Raw genomic sequence first — 1414 nt, 5'->3', positions numbered from 1 at the left:
ACACAGTGGACGCGAGCAACTGAGGACAAGCCCTCGGCCTATTAGTACCAGTCAACTCCACCCGTTACCAGGCTTCCATATCTGGCCTATCAACCCAGTCGTCTACTGGGAGCCTTAACCAATCAAGTTGGTGGGAGCCCTCATCTCGAAGCAGGCTTCCCGCTTAGATGCTTTCAGCGGTTATCCTTTCCGAACGTAGCCAACCAGCCATGCCCTTGGCAGGACAACTGGCACACCAGAGGTTCGTCCGTCCCGGTCCTCTCGTACTAGGGACAGCCCTTCTCAAGACTCCTACGCGCACAGCGGATAGGGACCGAACTGTCTCACGACGTTCTAAACCCAGCTCGCGTACCGCTTTAATGGGCGAACAGCCCAACCCTTGGGACCGACTCCAGCCCCAGGATGCGACGAGCCGACATCGAGGTGCCAAACCATCCCGTCGATATGGACTCTTGGGGAAGATCAGCCTGTTATCCCCGGGGTACCTTTTATCCGTTGAGCGACGGCGCTTCCACAAGCCACCGCCGGATCACTAGTCCCGACTTTCGTCCCTGCTCGACCCGTCGGTCTCACAGTCAAGCTCCCTTGTGCACTTACACTCAACACCTGATTGCCAACCAGGCTGAGGGAACCTTTGGGCGCCTCCGTTACTCTTTAGGAGGCAACCGCCCCAGTTAAACTACCCACCAGACACTGTCCCTGATCCGGATCACGGACCCAGGTTAGACATCCAGCACGACCAGAGTGGTATTTCAACGACGACTCCACCACGGCTGGCGCCATAGCTTCACAGTCTCCCACCTATCCTACACAAGCCGAACCGAACACCAATATCAAGCTATAGTAAAGGTCCCGGGGTCTTTCCGTCCTGCTGCGCGAAACGAGCATCTTTACTCGTAGTGCAATTTCACCGGGCCTATGGTTGAGACAGTCGAGAAGTCGTTACGCCATTCGTGCAGGTCGGAACTTACCCGACAAGGAATTTCGCTACCTTAGGATGGTTATAGTTACCACCGCCGTTTACTGGCGCTTAAGTTCTCAGCCTCGCCCCACCGAAATGGAGCTAACCGGTCCCCTTAACGTTCCAGCACCGGGCAGGCGTCAGTCCGTATACATCGCCTTACGGCTTCGCACGGACCTGTGTTTTTAGTAAACAGTCGCTTCTCGCTGGTCTCTGCGGCCACCCCCAGCTCAAGCAGCAAGTGCTATCACCAGGAATGGCCCCCCTTCTCCCGAAGTTACGGGGGCATTTTGCCGAGTTCCTTAACCATAGTTCACCCGAACGCCTCGGTATTCTCTACCTGACCACCTGAGTCGGTTTAGGGTACGGGCCGCCATGAAACTCGCTAGAGGCTTTTCTCGACAGCATAGGATCATCCACTTCACCACAATCGGCTCGGCATCAGGTCTCACC

At 56.2% G+C, this 1414-nt stretch carries 1 rRNA gene (cut by a window edge); it reads right to left on the bottom strand.

Going from position 1 to position 1414, the window contains the following annotated elements:
- Nucleotides 1-21: 21 nt before the first annotated feature.
- Nucleotides 22-1414, bottom strand: a 23S ribosomal RNA gene (locus AB0I22_RS39540); it runs 1278 nt beyond the window's last position.

It is taken from the genome of Streptomyces sp. NPDC050610 (assembly GCF_040654875.1).
Taxonomy (GTDB): Bacteria; Actinomycetota; Actinomycetes; order Streptomycetales; family Streptomycetaceae; genus Streptomyces.
This window is presented reverse-complemented; position numbering and strand designations above follow the sequence as displayed.